The organism is Streptomyces sp. NPDC058157 (assembly GCF_042884105.1).
GTDB lineage: Bacteria > Actinomycetota > Actinomycetes > Streptomycetales > Streptomycetaceae > Streptomyces.
Map to the genome: position 1 here is coordinate 21,251 of NZ_JBHVUQ010000041.1, position 16,595 is coordinate 37,845.

16 protein-coding genes are annotated in these 16,595 nt (G+C 74.7%); 12 read left to right on the top strand and 4 right to left on the bottom strand.

Going from position 1 to position 16,595, the window contains the following annotated elements; genetic code table 11:
* The 3 genes from ACFVXK_RS13315 to ACFVXK_RS13325 all read left to right on the top strand — a co-directional run.
* The coding region (locus ACFVXK_RS13315) for an ester cyclase (RefSeq protein WP_389611617.1) at positions 1 to 870 on the top strand (870 nt) is incomplete at its 5' end.
* 118 nt (positions 871 to 988) lie between these two features.
* Positions 989 to 1,465 carry a cupin domain-containing protein gene (locus tag ACFVXK_RS13320; protein WP_389611618.1) on the top strand — a complete coding sequence of 159 codons (477 nt, stop codon included), beginning with the start codon at positions 989 to 991 and terminating at the stop codon, positions 1,463 to 1,465.
* 217 nt (positions 1,466 to 1,682) lie between these two features.
* On the top strand, positions 1,683 to 2,624 hold the full coding sequence (locus ACFVXK_RS13325; RefSeq protein ID WP_389611619.1) for a hypothetical protein: 942 nt from the start codon (positions 1,683 to 1,685) through the stop codon (positions 2,622 to 2,624).
* A 19-nt stretch (positions 2,625 to 2,643) separates the two neighbouring features.
* Here ACFVXK_RS13325 and ACFVXK_RS13330 read toward each other — a convergent pair whose 3' ends face one another.
* The 3 genes from ACFVXK_RS13330 to ACFVXK_RS13340 form a co-directional block, all read right to left on the bottom strand.
* Complete coding sequence (locus ACFVXK_RS13330; RefSeq protein ID WP_389611620.1) at positions 2,644 to 3,312, bottom strand: hypothetical protein; 669 nt, start codon at positions 3,310 to 3,312, stop codon at positions 2,644 to 2,646.
* A complete protein-coding gene (locus tag ACFVXK_RS13335; protein ID WP_389611621.1) occupies positions 3,309 to 4,547 on the bottom strand; it encodes a 2-isopropylmalate synthase in 1,239 nt (412 codons plus the stop codon). Before ACFVXK_RS13335 ends, ACFVXK_RS13330 begins: the two co-directional genes overlap by 4 nt.
* Positions 4,548 to 4,642: 95 nt before the next feature.
* Positions 4,643 to 5,227: a snapalysin family zinc-dependent metalloprotease gene (locus ACFVXK_RS13340; protein WP_389611622.1), complete on the bottom strand. Its 585-nt coding sequence runs from the start codon at positions 5,225 to 5,227 to the stop codon at positions 4,643 to 4,645.
* 860 nt (positions 5,228 to 6,087) lie between these two features.
* Here ACFVXK_RS13340 and ACFVXK_RS13345 point away from each other — a divergent pair.
* The 9 genes from ACFVXK_RS13345 to ACFVXK_RS13385 all read left to right on the top strand — a co-directional run bounded on the left by ACFVXK_RS13345 (position 6,088) and on the right by ACFVXK_RS13385 (position 15,593).
* Positions 6,088 to 7,257: an ATP-binding protein gene (locus ACFVXK_RS13345; protein WP_389611623.1), complete on the top strand. Its 1,170-nt coding sequence runs from the start codon at positions 6,088 to 6,090 to the stop codon at positions 7,255 to 7,257.
* A complete protein-coding gene (locus ACFVXK_RS13350; RefSeq protein WP_389611624.1) occupies positions 7,254 to 7,955 on the top strand; it encodes a response regulator transcription factor in 702 nt (233 codons plus the stop codon). The genes ACFVXK_RS13345 and ACFVXK_RS13350 overlap by 4 nt, the downstream gene beginning before the upstream one ends.
* Positions 7,956 to 8,371: 416 nt before the next feature.
* On the top strand, positions 8,372 to 9,616 hold the full coding sequence (gene wecB / locus ACFVXK_RS13355; RefSeq protein ID WP_389611625.1) for a non-hydrolyzing UDP-N-acetylglucosamine 2-epimerase: 1,245 nt from the start codon (positions 8,372 to 8,374) through the stop codon (positions 9,614 to 9,616).
* Positions 9,617 to 9,626: 10 nt separating this feature from the next.
* On the top strand, positions 9,627 to 10,976 hold the full coding sequence (locus ACFVXK_RS13360) for a glycosyltransferase family 2 protein (RefSeq protein WP_389611627.1): 1,350 nt from the start codon (positions 9,627 to 9,629) through the stop codon (positions 10,974 to 10,976).
* Between the two features lie 76 nt (positions 10,977 to 11,052).
* Complete coding sequence (locus ACFVXK_RS13365) at positions 11,053 to 11,529, top strand: hypothetical protein (protein WP_389611628.1); 477 nt, start codon at positions 11,053 to 11,055, stop codon at positions 11,527 to 11,529.
* Between the two features lie 47 nt (positions 11,530 to 11,576).
* On the top strand, positions 11,577 to 11,786 hold the full coding sequence (locus ACFVXK_RS13370; RefSeq protein WP_389611629.1) for a hypothetical protein: 210 nt from the start codon (positions 11,577 to 11,579) through the stop codon (positions 11,784 to 11,786).
* Positions 11,787 to 11,859: 73 nt separating this feature from the next.
* On the top strand, positions 11,860 to 12,489 hold the full coding sequence (locus tag ACFVXK_RS13375) for a hypothetical protein (RefSeq protein ID WP_389611630.1): 630 nt from the start codon (positions 11,860 to 11,862) through the stop codon (positions 12,487 to 12,489).
* A gap of 153 nt (positions 12,490 to 12,642) precedes the next feature.
* Positions 12,643 to 13,350: an SDR family oxidoreductase gene (locus tag ACFVXK_RS13380; RefSeq protein ID WP_389611631.1), complete on the top strand. Its 708-nt coding sequence runs from the start codon at positions 12,643 to 12,645 to the stop codon at positions 13,348 to 13,350.
* A 101-nt stretch (positions 13,351 to 13,451) separates the two neighbouring features.
* The gene (locus tag ACFVXK_RS13385) at positions 13,452 to 15,593 is read left to right on the top strand and encodes a substrate-binding domain-containing protein (RefSeq protein ID WP_389611633.1); all 2,142 of its coding nucleotides are present in this window, start codon (positions 13,452 to 13,454) and stop codon (positions 15,591 to 15,593) included.
* 18 nt (positions 15,594 to 15,611) lie between these two features.
* Here the strand turns inward: ACFVXK_RS13385 and ACFVXK_RS13390 are convergent, their stop codons facing one another.
* Positions 15,612 to 16,565: a ThiF family adenylyltransferase gene (locus ACFVXK_RS13390; protein ID WP_389611634.1), complete on the bottom strand. Its 954-nt coding sequence runs from the start codon at positions 16,563 to 16,565 to the stop codon at positions 15,612 to 15,614.
* Positions 16,566 to 16,595 lie beyond the last annotated feature (30 nt).

Below are 16,595 nucleotides of genomic sequence, written 5' to 3' on the forward strand. Positions count from 1 at the left end.
GCCCTGCTCACCGAGCCCCCCGGCCTGCTGTGGCTGTCCCGGATCAGGGCGGACGGCGGCTACCTCACCGACATCCTCGGCCCGGTCGTCCTGGTCGGCCTCGGTCTCGGCGTCGCCTTCGTCCAGCTCACCGCCCTCGCCGTCGAAGGCGTTCCGCCACAGGACGCAGGCCTGGCCGGGGCACTGGTGAGCACCACCCGCCAGGTCGGCGGCGCCGTCGGACTCGCCGCCCTCGCCACCCTGGCCGGCTCGGTCACCACCCACGCCGCGCTACGGGAACCGCAGGCGGAGGCGCTCACCGCCGGGTACCGGACCGCGTTCACCCTCTCGGCCGCGGTGCTGGCCTCGACAGCCCTCCTCGCCCTGCTCCTCACGCGCCGCACCCACCCCGCACGTCCTGCGAACGACCCCCATCTCGAAGGAGAATCCACCATGTCCGCTTCCTCCAACGCCCTGCTCGCCGAGCCGTGGAAGGCCCTGTGGAACAACGACCTGTCCCTGACCGACAAGATCATCGCTCCTGACTTCGTCGCGCACGCCGCTCCTCTCACCGGCTCGGGCGACGACACGGTGCACGGCCGTGAGGGCCTCAACGGCTGGGTGGCGGGCATCCACACGATCCTGCGCGACCTCAGCTTCGAGATCACCGTCGGCCCGATCGCCACCGACGAGTTCCTGGTGGTCCGTTGGAGCGCCGAAGGCACGTACGCCGGAGGCTTCCCGGGCGCTTCACAGGACGCCGTGGGCAACCGGGTCCGCTTCACGGGAACCGACACCCTGCGGGTCGAGGACGGCATGCTCGCCGAGTACTGGGCCAATGCCGACAGCCTGCTGTTCGTGCAGCAGCTCGGTGTCCGCGAGCTGTCCTGACCGACCCGCTCGAGTGTCACTGGCGTCGGGCCACGACACCCCGGTGAGTCTGGAAGGGTGGGCGCGGCGCGAAAACCGCGCCCGAACGCGTACCACCTCCGTCGACCGGGAGAGAAGCATGACCATCAAGGACATCGGGCCCGAACCCCAGAGTTTCGACCTTGAGCAGGCGACGCTGGAGAACACCGACTACCGCTCGGTCGCCTGGTCCGGGAAGTACCTCCAGCTGACCCTCATGTCGATCCCGGTGGGCGAGGACATCGGCCTGGAGGCACACCCGGAGACCGACCAGTTCCTCCGGCTCGACGCGGGCCGCGGCCGCGTGCAGATGGGCAGTGCGAAGGACCGCCTCGACTTCGACCAGGAGGTCGAGGACGGATGGGCGGTCTTCGTACCCGCCGGCACCTGGCACAACGTCACCAACACCGGTGACGAGCCCCTGCAGCTCTACGCCGTCTACGCCCCGGTCCACCACGCTCCGGGCAAGATCCACGAGACCTTCGCCGACGCGGAGCGCGACGAGGAATCGGGCGACGACGAACCCCCGGCCTGGTCGGTCCAGCCCGTCCACCACCCCGCGGACCGGCACGCCTGACCACCGGCAGCGGGCCAGGAAGGCCAACCAGCCCCAGGCCGCCGGCCTGGGGCTGCGCCGGCGCGTACCGGCGGGGGCGGGAGCCGGGCATCGGAGTGGCTCGTGGCCAGGTCGATGGCGTGGCTCTCGTGGCGTCCGCAGCCGCTGCCTAGGGTCGGCGGGAGCAGGCCGGCACGACGGAGGGCTGCCGGCCGGTCACGGAACAGGTGGGTGAATCGTGGAACGCATCACGGTCAGGCCGTACGAAGACGAACCGCCGGTCCCCACGAGCCGGATCCGCCGGCGGGTGATCGGGCGCTCCGCCCTCGCCGGACTGCTGCTCCTGTGCGTGTCGCCCGCGCAGACCGCGGACGCCGCCGAACCGCACGACGCGCACCACCCGCACAGCGGCCAGAGGCTGTACGTGTCCGACTACGGCGACAACCGCGTGGTCACCCTGCCCACCCGGGGCGGGGGCGAGAGCGTACTCGTCCTCGACGGCCTGGTACGCCCCACCGGTCTCGCATGGGACCGGGCGGGCAGCCTCTACGTCGCCGACACCGGCAACAACCGTGTCCTGCGGCTGCTGCCGGACGGGGGCGGAGAGGTCACCGTCCCCGCCGACGGGCTCTCGCGTCCGCTGGGCCTCGCCGTCGACGCGTCCGGCGACGTCTACATCGCCGACAGCTTCAACGACCGCGTCGTGAAGGTGCCCGCCGACGGCAGCGGCCAGACCACGGTCCCGGCCACCGGGCTGCTGCACCCCTGGGGACTGGCCCTGGCACCCGGCGGGGACCTCTACATCTCCGACTTCGTCAACGACCGCGTCGTCAGGGTGTCCGCCGCGGGCGGCCAGAGCACCGTCCCCACGGTCGGGCTCTCCCAGCCCACCGGGCTCGCCCTGAGCGCGACCGGAGACCTGTACGTCTCCGACAGCGGCAACAACCGCGTGGTGAAGATCGCGGCCGGGAGCGGCGCCCAGACCACCGTGCCCTTCACCGGTCTGAACGACCCGCTCGGCCTGGCCCTCGACCACCGCGGCAGCCTCTACGTCGCCGACGCCTTCGACAACCGGGTGCTCCGCCTCCGGCCGAACGGCACCCAGACCGTGCTGAACCCCGCCGGCCTCAACACCCCCACCGGCCTCGCCTTCCCGCCGCGCACCGGCACGGACGGGTAGCCCGACCGCCGCGTCCGGCTCAGGGACCGTACGTGTCCTGGAGGTGCCGGAGGTAGGGGCGGGGGCCGGGGAAGTCCTGGTCCTGGGCTCCGGGACGGTGGTGGTCGAGGTGGCCGTCGGCATGGACGCGGATGGTGGTGGTGGCCCTGCGGGCCGCTGCGCCGGGCTCCGGGACGGGCGGCCCGAGGACGGGGACGCCGGCGGGGAACGTGGCGAGGGCGTCGGCGGTGCTCGCCGCCGGGGCGTGGCCGGTGCGGTTGGCGCTGCTCACGTAGAGCATGGGGTGCGCGTCGAGCAGGGGCCGCAGGGGCGCCCAGCGGGCGCCGAAGATCAGCATCCAGCCGTCCTTGACCGCCGGCGCCGCCCAGCCGGGCGGGTCGGCGTCCTCGCGCACCGGTACCAGGACGGTGAGGTGCTCCTCGGCGAGCAGCCGCCGGGCCATCGCCGCCGGGCCCGTCGGCAGCCGCCAGATCCCGTCGAGGGCGCTGACGGTGTCGGGGTGGTGGGCCCACAGGGCGACGGGCTGCCCGGCGGGGCGCCCCTTGGCCTCGTTGACGGCGTACGGGAGCCGGGAGGTGACCACGTGGGTGAGCGGGGCGGGGTTGGGGAGCACGACGGCGGCGCCGTCGCGCAGGGCCCGTGCGGCTTCCGGCAGGGATACGGGCCGACGGCCGGCCGGGGCGTTCACGGGCTGCTCCCGGGGGTGTGGGCGAGGCCGTCGAGGTAGGCGGCGAACGTGGTGTCGTCGATGACGGCCCTCCCGGTGCGGAAGGCACGGGACTTGGCCCAGGCCATGGCCGCCCGGGCCTGGCCGGGATCGAGCCGGTGCCCGAGGCGGGCGGCGACGGCCGTCACGACGCGGGCGCTGGCCAGGTGGGTCAGCAGCACCTCCGGCTCGATGCCCAGTACCTCCGCCGGATCGTACGGCTGGAACAACCCGGGGTGGACGAAGGGGGTTCCGGTGGAGATCGTGCCCACACCGGTCCCGACGATCGGGGTGGTCACGCTGAGCGGGACCCCCGTCTCCGCGGCGACCCGCCGCGTGATGCCGGGCAGCCGGGTCAGGTCGGGGGCCGTCCACCACGGCCCCGGCCCGGCTCCGAGGAGTTCGCGGGCGTGCCGCGCGAGGAGGAACAGCAACTGCTCGGTGGCGACCATCCCGGCCCGCTCGGCGATGCCCAGCCACGAAGCCGACACCACCCGGACTCCGGCGTCCAGCGCCTGGAGCGTGTTCGCCAACCCGAGTCCGAGGTCGTTGTGCAGGTGGGAGGCGAGCACCACGTCGGCGCCGGCCGCCGCCCGCACCGCGCCGAACATGTCGCGGCACGCCCGGGGGAGTTGTACGCCGACGGTGTCGGCCAGCAGCACCACTCCCGCCCCGGTCTCGGTGAGGGCACGGGCGTGGTGGCCCATGAGGGAGCGGTCGGCGCGGGAGGCGTCCGCCAGGCAGACGTCCACCGCCACCGAGTCGTCCGCGTCCCGGGCCAGCTTCACGAGGTCGGCCGCCGCCCTCAGGGCCTCGGCGGCGGTCCGGTGGAGCATCACCCGCGCCATCGGCTCGGACGCCGGGACCACCACCATCACCCGCGCGTGCCCGCTGCCCCGTACGGAGGCCACGGCCTGCTCCACGTCCCGGCGGGAGCCCCGGCACACGGCGGCGACGCTGACGGCGCCCTCCGCCTCGGCGGCGACCCGTCGCACGGCCTCGTACTCCTCGGCGCAGACCGCGGGGAACCCCGCGGCGAACACCACGTGGCGCGGCCCGTCCGTGCCGAAGACCGCGCCCGTCTCGCGGGCCAGACGTACCCGGAAGTCCGCGGACATCAGGGTCTTGGCCTGCGCGCCGTCACGGGCGGACTCCTCCCACAGCACCACCCGGCCGGCCAGAGCCGACTCCCGCACCACGTCCGACACCCCGGTCACCGATCTCCCGAGTCCAGCGCCCGACACCCGATACCCGATACCCGACTTCCCAACGCGTCACCCACCCGTCGGGTTCCGGCACGGGCGACCGGCTGTCAGGGGGCGTCGACGAGGACCCGGCCGTCGGCCGGCACGGCCGCCCCCAGCCCGTTCGCGTAGGCGTTCTGGACGCGGGCGCGCTCCGCGGCGTCCGGTACGGCGTTGGTGCAGGCCGTTCCGGCGCTGGATCCGGACATCAGTTGGGTGCATGGTCCCGGCTTGGTGTCCGGCAGGCCCAGGCTGTGGCCCAGCTCGTGCGCCGCGATGCGCGTCTTGTCGTACCCGTCGTCGACGGCCTGCGCGCCGAGTTCGACCCGCACCTGCCGCCCCGGGCGGACCGGTCCGAGGGTGGCCTGCGGCCAGCCGGTGGTGGCCACGATGACGATCTCGGCCCGGACGCCGGGGGCTGCCTTGACCAGGCGTACGTTGCCGACGTTCGCGTTCCAGGAGGCGACCCCGGCCGCGATGGCGGCCTCCCAGCCGCCGGCGCGGCTGTCGTCGTATCGGAGCGTCACCGTCGCGGCGGCGGCTCCGGGTATCGCCGTGGCCGTGGCCGCGGGTGCGGCGGTTGCGGCGGTCGCCGCGGCGAGGACCAGCGCGGCGGCGGGGGTCGCGGCCTTCAGCCAGGTGCCCAGGGACATGGTGGTGCCCTTCGTGTGTGGGGGCCCGGCCCCTGGGGCGGAGCCGGGGCGCCGGAGGCGCCGCCACCGCCCGCTGGTGGCACGGGCGTTCGGGAGGCCGCCCTCCGGAGCACTTGGACGGTACCGCCGGATCCCACCGGGTCGTCATGCACCTGCCAGCCATTTACGGGAGGTGCTCCGGCCGGTGCCCGGTGAGCGGGCGCGGCCGGGCCTGCCCCCTGTCGGCGGGGCCGCACGCGCGTTCCGGTCATCGGCGGCAGCGGCCACGCCGCCGGTCGGATCCTGCCCGCCCTCGCCACCCGCCACGAGGTCACCGCCCTCGCCCCCGCCCCGGCGCCCCCACGGCACCCGGCCACCCACCCGGCCGCGCTCACCGCCGCCACGGTCGGCGTCGGCGCCGTCCCGCACACCGCCCTCGCCCACCCCACCGGCGACCAACCGGCCGACGCGGCAGGCGCCTTCGAAGCCGACGCCACCTCCGTGCACCTCACCAGCCTCTCCGTCCACGGCGACGTCACCACCCGCCACCTCGACGAGACCGCTTCCGCGACGCCACCGACCTGTACGGCCGGACCAAACGCCTCGCCGAACAGGTCTGCCACGCCGCCACCGGCCGGCGGGGCATGTCGGCCACCCTCCTGCGCCTGGCCTGGCCTGGCCGACCGCCGACGTACGTCTTCCACATCACCGGAACCGGTCGGGCCGGACGCCGGGACCAGACCAAGGCCCGCGACGTACTGCGCCGGGAACCCCGCCGCCACCGACCGCGCTCCCGGACGCGCCCACCGGCCGGGCCGTGGCGGTGCGCGGCAGCGCATGTCCTCACCGCCGCGGCAGCGGCCACCGCGTACGGTGAGCCCGTGCACAACGCCCCGGCTCAGGTCCAGGCCGTCCTGGAGGCCTTGCCGCGCGCCGCCATCGTCCAGGGCGGGGACGAGCGGGTGATCGCGGTCAACCGCCGTTTCACCGACATGTTCGCCCTCGACGCCGCCGGCGTCGCCCACGGTCCCGGCGCCCCGCTCGGCCCCGTCGTGGACGCGGTCTGCGCCACCTTCGCCGAGAGCCCCGCGTGGGCCGGCGACACGGCCCACGCGATCGCCGCCCGCCGAGTCCACCGCGCCGCCGAGATCCGCCTCGCCGACGGCCGGACCATCCGCCGGGACGTGGAACCCCTCTACGACGACGCACGCAACCTGCTCGGCTCCCTGTGGACCGCCGAGGACGTCACCGAGGACAAACGCCGCGAGCACGCCCTCGAACGGGACAACCGGACCCTCGCCGAACTGGCCCGCCAGCGCAACGAGTTCCTCGCGCACGCCTCCCACAGCCTGCGCACCCCGCTCGCCTCCGTCATCAGCTTCTGCGAACTGCTCGCCGACCCGGTCTCCGGACCCCTCGGACCGGAACAGCGCGAGTTCCTCGACGCCGTCCACCGCAACGCCCGCCGCATGGAACGCGTGATCGCCACCCTGATGGAGACCGCCGTCGTGCGCGCCCCCGAGCTGCGCCTGGAGTTCGGTCCGGTCGACGTACCGCGCATGCTCACCCACGCGGTCCTGGACCGGATCGGGGACACCGCGGCCGCCGGAGTGTTCGTGGTCCTCGCCCCGGCCCCCGGCCCGCCGCTGCACGGCGACGAGCTGCGGCTCGTGAACGTCCTCGCCAACCTGCTGGAGAACGCCGCCAAGTTCACCCCGCCCGGCGGCACGGTCACCGTGACCTCGGCCGTCGACGACGGCCACTGGAGCGTCGACGTGGCCGACACCGGCATCGGCGTCCCCCAGGAGTACCGAGAGGAGATCTTCTCCGGATTCTTCCGGGCCCCCAACGCGGAACGCGGCGGATTCGCCGGCACCGGCCTCGGCCTGGCCCTGAGCCGCGACATCGTACGCCGCCACGGCGGCGACCTGACCGTCGCCGACGCCCCGGGCCCGCAGGGCGGCGCGGTGTTCACCGTCCGGCTGCCCGTCGCCGGCCCGGCCCCCGGCCCGTCCGTGCCCGGCGCCGACCCGCAGGCCGCCGCCCCGTGACCCGCATCCTCCTCGTCGAGGACGACGCAGACCTCGCCACCGCCCTGCGCGCCCTCCTCGGCAGGGCCGGCCACGAGGTCCTGCACGCCCCCGACGGCCGGGAGGCCCTGCGCCGCCTGTTCGCCGACCGCCCCGACCTGATGGTCCTCGACATCGGCCTGCCGGAACTCGACGGCTGGCAGGTCCTGGAACGCACCCGGGACCTCACCGACCTCCCCGTGCTCCTCCTCACCGCCCGCGGCGCGGAGGCGGACCGGGTCCGGGGGCTGCGCGCCGGCGCCGACGACTACCTCCCCAAGCCCTTCGGGCAGGAGGAACTCCTCGCCCGCATCGAGGCCCTCCTGCGCCGCTCCCGGCCCGCGGGCTGGGCCGCGGACCGGCTGGACACCGCGCTCCACCTGGTGCCCGAGCGCCGCACCGCCCTCTGGCACGGTGTGGAAGTCCGCCTGAGCGACATCGAGTACCGGCTGATCCAGACCCTCGTGCGCAACCGGGGCCGGGTCGTCACCACGGACCAGCTGCTCGTCCAGGTCTGGGACGGCCCGGCGGGCGTGGGCCGGGAGCGGGTCAAGTTCGCCGTCCTGCGGGTGCGGCGCAAACTCCAGCAGGCCGGCGGCCGGGACTCCCACGACGTCATCGAAGCGGTCCGCGGGCTCGGCTACCGCTACCGGGGCGAAGGCCGCAACCCCACCACCTGATCGCCGCGCCGCGACGGGTCCCGGCTGTCGGGCTCCGCCGCGACGGGTCCCGGTTCTCGGGCTCCGCCGCGATGGGCTCTGGTTCTCGGGCTCCGCCGCGATGGGCTCTGGTTCTCGGGCTCCGCCGCGATGGGTCCTGGTTCTCGGGCTCCGCCCCGACGGCCCCGGCTGTCCGGCTCCGCCGCGACGGGCCCCGGCCCTCCGGCTCCGCTCCCCGGCCCGGCACAGGGCCGGGACCAAGGGCCCGCCCCGCGCGGGACCACGGACCCCCGTACCGACCGGGCCGAAAGTCCCGACCTGCCGAACCGGCCGTGATCGCAACCGTCCGGCAACCGGCGACCCGGGCGCGGCGCAACCGTCGCCCCGGACGCTCCCCGGATGCCCTCCGTACGCCTCCGGCCGCAAGGACCTCCCGCATGACCGCCCCGCCCCCGCGCAGCATCGCCCTCGTCCTCGGGACCCGCCCCGAACTGGTGAAGCTGACCGAGCTGAGCCGCCTCCTCGGCCCCGCCGCGCGGCTCGTGCACACCGGACAGCACTTCGACGAGGACATGTCCGGCCGCTTCCTGACCGAGCTCGGCCTGCCCGAGCCCACGTACCTCACGGGCATCGGCGGACGGCCGCGCGCCGTGCAGATCTCGGCGGCCCTCGCCCAGCTGGACGACCTGTTCACCCGCGACCGGCCCCGCGCGGTCGTGGTCCAGGGCGACACCAACGCCGCCCTGGCCGGCGCCCTCGCCGCCAACGCCCGCGACCTGCCCCTCCTCCACGTGGAGGCCGGGCTGCGCAGCCACGACCGGGCCATGCCGGAGGAGCACAACCGGGTGCTGATCGACCGGCTCGCCGACGTGCTGTGCGCGGCCACCCCCGCCAACCGCGACAACCTCCTCGCCGAGGGCGTGCCCGCCGACCGCATCCAGCTCACCGGCAACACCGTGGTCGAGGCCGTGCGCGCCCACCTGCCCGGCGCGCGGGAGCGCCAGGCCCTCCTCGCCCCGCTCGGAGTCGCCCCGGACGGCTACGTCCTGGCCACCGTGCACCGCCCCGAGAACACCGACGACCCCGCAGCCCTGCGCGCCGTCCTCGACGAGCTGGCCGCCCTCGCGCGGACCCTCCCCGTCGTCCTGCCCCTCCACCCCCGCACCCGGGCCCGGATCGAGGCCGCCGGCCTCGCGGCGCTCCTGGACGGCCTCGTGGTCACCAGCCCCCTCGGTTACGCCGAGTTCCTCGGGCTGGCCCGCCACGCCGCCCTGCTCGTGTCCGACTCCGGCGGGGTGCAGGAGGAGACGACCGTCCTGGGCCGCCCGCTGGTCGTGGTCCGCAACTCCACCGAGCGCCCCGAGGCCATGGCCGACTTCGCCGTCCTGGTGCGCCCCGGCGCGCAGCTCGGGGCCGCCGCCCGCGAGCGCCTGAGCCACGGCGCGGCCCTGCGGGAACGGCTGGCCGCGCTGCCCAGCCCGTTCGGCGACGGCCTCGCCTCCCGCCGCATCGCCGGCCTGCTGACCCGCATGCCCGTCCCCGGCACCGTTCCGACCCCCGCCTCCGGCACCGGCACCGGCGCGGCCTCCGCCTCTGCCCCCGCCTCCGACACCGGCGGGGCCCCCGCCTCTGCCGCCGCTCCCACCTCCGGCGCGGCCTCCGCCCGCCCCGTCGCCGCCTGAGGAACGCCCCGTGCCGCACACCGACCACCACCTCCTCCTGTTCCTCTTCCCCCTCCTCCTCCTCGCCGGATTCCTCGTCTACGCCGCCGGCTCCCGCCACGCCTACCGCAACCGCGCGCGGACCGAGCCCGGCGACCCGGCCGCGTTCGACTGGCACTTCTTCGTCCCCTGCCGGGACGAGGAGGCCGTGATCGCCACGACCGTCGCCCGGCTCCGCGCCGACTTCCCTTACGCCGACGTCTGGGTGGTCGACGACGCCAGCGACGACCGCACCGGCGCGATCGTCGCCGCGTTCGCCGCGGACGACGCGCGGGTGCACCTGGTGAGCCGCGTGCGGCCCGAGGCCCGCACCGGCAAGGGCGCCGCGCTCAACGCCGCCTACCGGGAGCTGGGCGGCGCGCTCGGACCCGCCGCCGACCGGGACCGGGTGGTCGTCTGCGTGATCGACGCCGACGGCCGCCTCGACCGGGCGGCCCCCGCGATGGTCGGCGGGCCCGGCGGATTCGGTGACCCGGAGACCGGGGGAGTGCAGGTCGGCGTCCGGATGCGCAACGTGGACGACCCGCGCCCGCTGCCCGGTCGCGGCCGCTGCGCGAACGCCCTCGCCCGCCTGCTGGTCCGCGTCCAGGACATGGAGTTCGCCGTCTCCAACGCCGGCATGCAGCTCCTGCGCACCCGCACCGGCTCGGTGGGCCTCGGCGGGAACGGCCAGTTCACCCGGCTGTCCGCACTGGACCGGATCGCCGAGGCCGAGCGCCGCCCCTGGCGCGAGGGGGCCCTGCTGGAGGACTACGAACTCGGCCTCCACATGATCCTCACCGGCGACCGGGTCCGGCACGTCGCCGACACCTGGGTCTCCCAGGAAGGCCTGCCGCACGCACGGCGCCTGCTCACCCAGCGCACCCGCTGGGCCCAGGGCAACCTCCAGTGCGCCCGCTACGCCCCGCGCATCCTCTCCTCGCGCCACTACACCGGCGGAGGCGTCCTGGAGACCCTGTACACCTTCGGCCAGCCGCTGGCGCACCTCTTCTCCCTGGTGCTGTCGGCGGTCCTGCTGGCGGTCCTCGCCCTGCACGGGTTCGCGGGCGCCCTCGCCTGGTGGCCCCTGGCCCTGTGCCTGGCGGTGCTGTCGGTCGTCCCGTTCCTCCTCTGGGGCCCGGTCTACCGCCGGGACTTCGCCCCGGACACCTCGCGCGGCCGGGCGCTGCTGTGGGGCCTGGCCCTGTGGCTGTACGCCTACCACCTCTTCCCGGCCTCGGCCCGCGCCTTCGTCCGCATCCTCCGGGGCCGCACCGGCTGGTCCAAAACCCGCCGCAACGCCGAACCCACCACGACCGGCCCCGTGGCCGTCGAGGCGTAGGCGCCTCCTCGAAGCCCCGGCGGCGACGTTCAGGGACGCCGCGTGCGAGCCGGGCCGGCCTGGCAGCATGGGGACCATGCCGGATCTGCTGTGGGACGACGTCAGGAGCCTCTTCGACCCCGACCTGATGGGTGCTCTGCCGGACGGGTGTGTGCAAGCCGCCTCGGTCGAGGACTGGCAGGCCGTGTTCGACCTGGTCCGGTCGGGCGGATGGAGGTGGGAGTACCGGGAGGGCGGCGCCGCGGTTCCGCTGCCATCCGCGGCGGAGGTGCTGGAGCGGCCCGCTGATGCGGACACCGTCGAGCTGCGGGTCTGGCCGGTCCCGGACGTGCTGACGATCTTCCGTCCGATGTCGGCCGAGGAGATCGACTTCGACGTCGACCTCCGCGAACTCCAGGGACAGGGGGGAGTGGACGTCCTGTGCGGGTTCCTCGCCGCGGTGGGTCGCCGGCTCGGCAAGCAGGTGGTCATGACCGCCGAGGGTGACTGCGGGAAGCCGGTGCTGGGGTTCGATCCCGCGGCCGACCGCGTGGTGCTGATGGTGGACCTATAGGGCTGGGGTCTGCTGCGAAAACTCTTGTTCGTTCATGATCACGCGTTGTGGGACGTGGAGATCTGACGAATGGCCAGTGGGCCCGGCTCGGCGGGCGGCCGCCGAAGTTCGACAAGGACGACTACAAGCAACGCCACGCGGTCGAGTGCGGGATCAACCGACTCAAGAGACGCGGGGCCGTCGCCACCAGGTACGACAAACTCGCCGTCCGCTACGAAGCGGCAGTACTGGTCGCCGCCATCAACGAATGGCTGTGACCAGGCCGGCGCGGAGCCCAGGACAGCCCGAAAAGGCATGGTATGCCCAAGGGTGATCTGCCACTCTGGCCAGGTGCTGCTCAAACTGACGGGTTCCAGTTGCTCGGGTAAGACCACCATCGCCCATGCCATGGGTGAACGTCTGCACGGGCTCGTCGTGCACGACTTCGACGAACTCGGTGTTCCGGACGGCGCGGACCGGATCTGGCGCAACCGCACGACCGAGATGTGGGTGCGCCGTGCGCTGGAGTACCAGCGGCGCGGACTCGACCTGCTCCTGACCGGACAATCCCCGCTCGGTGAAGTCCTGGCCGTTCCTTCGGCGCCGCTGCTGGAGGGAATCGCGGTGTGTCTGCTCGACGTGTCCGACCCGGTCCGGCGCCGCAGGCTCACCGAACGCGATCCGGACCGGTGGGACACACCGGCTGTCGACTCCTTCCTCGGCTGGGCCGGCTGGCACCGCGAGCACGCCCAGGACCCCCGGTACCGGACCGACGTCATCACCGATGACAGCTGGTCCGAGATGGCCTGGAACCGCTGGACCGACTGGACCGCCGCCGACCGTCGATGGTCCACACATCTGGTCGACACCACGGACCGGGCTGTCGCGGACTCCACCGACGAAGTGGAGCTTTGGGTCACCACCCAGCGCGAAGCCTTGCAGTCAGGTCATCTCGGGCTGTCACAGGGCTGGGAAACCTGAGGCTTCCCGAAGGAAGCCCCCTCCCTTGATCCCTTTCGCAACAGGCCCTAGGACCAAGGGCTCAGCCCGTCTGCGCCCCCGGCCCGATGCCGCTGTGCGGTGCGGCTGCGTAACGTGCCGAGCGGCTTCGGATCGTCCGCGCAAGGAGAGAGCATGAGCACCGCAGCGCCGGTATCGCTGGTCACGGGTGGCAACAGGGGTATCGGCCGGGAAACCGCGCGTCAGCTCGCCGGACTCGGTCACACCGTCCTGCTGTCCGCCCGTCGGCCGGAGGACGCCGAACGGGCCGTCGCCGATCTGGCTCCCGGACGGCCGGGCAGGCTGCTGCCGTGCCGGCTGGACGTGACCGACGCCGACCACGTCCGCGCCCTCGCCCGCCGCGTGGAAGAGGAGTTCGGGCGTCTCGACGTCCTCGTCAACAACGCGGCCGTTAATTATGACACCGCCCGGCGAGCCGTTTCCGTCGATCTCGACGAGGTCCGCCGGACCCTGGAGACCAACCTCTTCGGCGCCTGGCGCACCACGCAGGCGTTCTTGCCGCTGCTGCGCCGCTCACCCCACCCCCGCGTGGTGAACGTCTCCAGCGAATCCGGCTCCTTGGAAGGGATGTCCGGCGGCACTCCCGCCTACGGCGTCTCGAAGGCCGCCCTCAACGCCCTGACCCGCAAGCTCGCCGACGAACTGCGCGCCGAGGGGATCCTGGTGAACGCCGTCTGCCCGGGCTGGATCGCCACCGACATGGGCGGCCCGGGCGGCGACCCGGTCGACCAGGGCGCCGCCGGTGTGGTCTGGGCCGCCACCCTTCCCGACTCCGGTCCCAGCGGCGGCTTCTTCCGGAAGGGCGAACCGCTGGCCTGGTGAAGGGACCCCGTCCCCCCCCGCAGTGTCGGAAGATCGCGCTGCACGTCGAGAGCCGGGCGCTACAGTGATCCCGGTCGGTACGCCAGACGGGGGTTGGGCACGTGACGCTGCGGAACGGCGATCCGCACACGGTCGGCGGATACCGGCTGACGGACAGGCTCGGAGCCGGCGGGATGGGAGTGGTCTACCGTGCCCAGTCGGTGTCCGGGCGGCAGGTCGCCGTCAAGGTGGTCCGGCCCGATCTGGCCGGTGACCCCGCGTTCCGGGAGCGGTTCCGCCGGGAGGTCGCGGCCGCCCGGCAGGTGAGCGGGGCGTTCACCGCGCCGGTGGTGGACGCGGACCCCGACGCGGAGCCGCCGTGGCTGGCCACCCTGTTCGTTGCGGGAGACTCGCTGGCCGAACGGATCGACGGGCAGGGGCCCTTGCCGGCCGCCGAGGTGTGGCAGCTCGCGGCCGGGCTGGTCGAGGCGCTGCGGGACATCCACCGGGTGGGGCTGGTGCACCGGGACCTCAAGCCGGGCAACGTGCTGCTCGCGCACGACGGGCCGCGGGTCATCGACTTCGGCATCGCGCGGGCCGTGACCGGGGCCGGGGCGACGGCCCTGACCGGGACCGGGTCGGCGATCGGCACGCCGCCGTTCATGGCGCCGGAGCAGTTCCTGGACGGCGACGTGGGCCCCGCCGCGGACGTGTTCGCCCTCGGGTCGGTCCTGGTCCACGCGGCCACCGGGCACGTCCCGTTCCGCGGCGACAGCTTCTTCGCCGTGGGTGTCCAGGTGGTCAACGAGGCCCCGGACCTGACGGACCTGCCCCCGGAGCTGCTTCCCCTGGTCGAGTCCTGCCTGGCCAAGGAGCCGGCGGACCGCCCCACGGCCGCCGCCCTGCTGACCCTCCTGGCGGCCCGGCATCCCGCGACGGGCGGGGCCGGCGCCTCCGCACCCGCGGTCCGCGCCGCCCCGGCCCCGGCCCCGGAGGTCGGCGTGGCCTCGGCGCCGGACGGTGTCTTCGGGCCCCCGCCCACGGTCACCGCCGCTCCGCCGCCCGTGCCGGACGAGCCCGCGAGGGATCAGGAGCATCGCGCCGCCCGGTCGTGGCCGGAAGCCGAAGTGCCCCCGCGCAGGCAGCGGATCCGGGTCGCCGTGGCCGTGGCGGTCGTGCTGGCGCTCGGGACCGGCGGGATCGCGGCCTGGCAGGGGCTGCGGGACGACGGCAAGGGGGGCGGTGGCTCCGCGGCGGCATCCGGCGCGGCGGGTCCCGGGGCGAGCGCCCCCGCCTGCGGGCCCGACGGGGCCGTCAACGCCGCCGGGGCCGGTTCCTTCAAGGTGGCCATGGACCACTGGTCGGCCGGCTACCAGACGGCCTGCCCCGGCGCCCGGACGAACTACGCCGCCACCGGATCCGGCGCCGCGGTCCAGCAGTTCAGCACCGGCTCGGCCGACTTCGCCGTGGTCGACCGGACCCTGACGGCGGCACAGGCCGAGTCCGTCGCCGCCCGCTGCCCCGGCGGCAGAGCGGTCCACCTGCCGCTCGGCGTGCTGCCCGTGGCCGTCGTCGTCAACCTGCCGGGCGTGGACTCGCTCACCCTGGACGCGCCCACCCTCGCCGGGATCTTCCGCGGCCGGATCACCCGCTGGAACGATCCGCAGATCACGGCCGTCAACCCCGGACGGCTGCTGCCCGACACGGTGATCCAGGTGGTGACCCCGACCGACGAGTCCAGCACGACGCTGGCCTTCACCCAGTACCTCTCGAAGGCCGCCCCCACCGGCTGGGGGAGCGACCCCAAGTCCTCGCTGGCGCCGGTCGACGGAGGGCGGGGCGTGACGAGCACGCTCGTGCCCCAGGCGGTCAAGCAGACGGCCGGGGCCGTCTCGTTCACCTGGTTCGCCGGCCAGGCCGCAGGTCTGACCACCGTCCGGCTGGCGACCGGCGCGCCCGAGCCGGTGGACGTCGGCACGGAGTCGGCCACCAAGGCCGTGGCCGCCGCCCGGATCACGGGCAGCGGGGCCGATCTCGCCCTGGAGCCGGACTTCACCACCAAGGCCGCGGGGGCCTACCCGATCACGCAGATCGGCTACGCCGTCCTGTGCGACAAGGGCAACGACGGCCCCGCCCTGGCCCGTACGCGCCCCTTCCTCGGCTCCGTCGTGGCCGAGGGCGACGGAGCCGTCCAGAGCGGCTACGGCAAACTGCCGCCCGCCCTCGCCCAGAAGGTCCGCCAGGACCTCGCCGGCCTCGGCTGACCGCGGCCCGGTCGCCCCTCAGGCCAGCACCGTCCCCAGCAGGTCGACCCGGTGCGCGGTCGTCCGGGCGCCCACGCCGAGGATGCCGAAGATGAGGTCGCGGCCCATCGTCGCGCCCACCAGGGTGTTGACCGGGCCGAACGAGGCCGCCATCGGTGTGGCGGCGGCTCCGGCCGCCGCCTTCCTCGCCTCCTGGCGGGACGCGAGGAAGGCCGGGACGTCGGCGGGCCGGACCAGCGGGCCGCTCGCCCCGACGCGCAGCCCGCAGCCTCCCGTGATCATCGAGGCCCCGCGCTCCAGGCAGGCTTCGGCGCACAGGTCAGGCAGCGACGCGGGACGGTCGGCCGCCACCACCAGGAACCCGCCTTCGCGCAGGTGCGGCGCCAACGCCCCGCTGGTCGTGATGGTTTCCATGACGGCGGCCGGCTCCGCGTCCGGCAGCCGCTCACGCACCCACTCGCCCGCCACGTCGACCTTGGGCCGCCCGACGTCGCAACGCCGGTAGAGGTACTGGCGGTTCAGGTTCTCCAGCGCGACCCGGTCGCCGTCCACCAGGGTGAGCCCGCCCACGCCCGCACCCGCGATCTCGGCCAGCACCGCCCCGCCGATGCCGCCGACACCGAGCACGGTCACGTGCGCCGCGCGCAGCCGGTCCTGCGCCGCACCGGCGTCCAGGCCCAGGGCCGCGAAGTACTCGACCTGGTTCCGCCAGGCGGACGACTCCCACGAACGGTCGAACGGCGCGACCACGAGGCGGAGCCTCAGGAGCGTACGCACGACGGGGTCCACACGGCTTCCGCGCGGTGCCGGGAGGCCGGCCGGCTCGGCGGAGACCGCTTCGAGCCAGTCGAAGACGGATCCGGGGCAGCGCCGGACCAGCAGCACCTCGTCGGAGAAGACGCGCAGCTCGTCGCCCTCGCGGGACCAGGTCGCCGCGGGCGAGAGGACGTAGCGGTCGGTTCCGTCAGCCATCCCGGGCCTTCCTTCGTGGCGAGATCACCG

Bases quoted from the DNA above. Each gene is read 5' to 3' on its own strand.
- ACFVXK_RS13320 (WP_389611618.1), top strand. From the start codon at position 989: ATGACCATCAAGGACATCGGGCCCGAACCCCAGAGTTTCGACCTTGAG.
- ACFVXK_RS13340 (WP_389611622.1), bottom strand. From the start codon at position 5,227: ATGTCCCTGGGCACCTGGCTGAAGGCCGCGACCCCCGCCGCCGCGCTG.
- wecB (WP_389611625.1), top strand. From the start codon at position 8,372: ATGACCGCCCCGCCCCCGCGCAGCATCGCCCTCGTCCTCGGGACCCGC.
- ACFVXK_RS13365 (WP_389611628.1), top strand. From the start codon at position 11,053: ATGCCGGATCTGCTGTGGGACGACGTCAGGAGCCTCTTCGACCCCGAC.
- ACFVXK_RS13380 (WP_389611631.1), top strand. From the start codon at position 12,643: ATGAGCACCGCAGCGCCGGTATCGCTGGTCACGGGTGGCAACAGGGGT.
- ACFVXK_RS13390 (WP_389611634.1), bottom strand. From the start codon at position 16,565: ATGGCTGACGGAACCGACCGCTACGTCCTCTCGCCCGCGGCGACCTGG.